General features: G+C 38.7%; 1 protein-coding gene. It reads left to right on the top strand.

What is annotated here, in order from left to right; genetic code table 11:
• Positions 1-214 (top strand): hypothetical protein (locus L3V42_RS18175; protein ID WP_235764160.1); only part of this gene is annotated, 214 nt, incomplete at its 5' end.
• Between the last annotated feature and the right edge of the window lie 39 nt (positions 215-253).

Raw genomic sequence — 253 nt, 5'->3', positions numbered from 1 at the left:
AGGCTACGAGCCGACTTATCGCACGATTAATCGCTTTCGTTCAAATCCCCTTGTTGAAAATATCTTACGAGAATGTTTTGTGCAGTTTCGTAATCAATTGGTGGAGAAGGAATTGATTGAAGAAGAACGATTGAAGCTAACTTTTTTGAGCTGCCGGAATTTATTGTCGCAGATGCCGGATATGGTAGTGAACAGAATTACGAAGATATCCTAAAAAATCGAAATCGAACGCCACTCATTACATACAATCAAT

This window comes from Oceanobacillus alkalisoli, from assembly GCF_022213125.1.
Lineage (GTDB): Bacteria > Bacillota > Bacilli > Bacillales > Amphibacillaceae > Oceanobacillus > Oceanobacillus alkalisoli.
The sequence above is the reverse complement of the archived record's forward strand: the minus strand, read 5'-3'. Positions and strand labels throughout refer to the sequence as shown.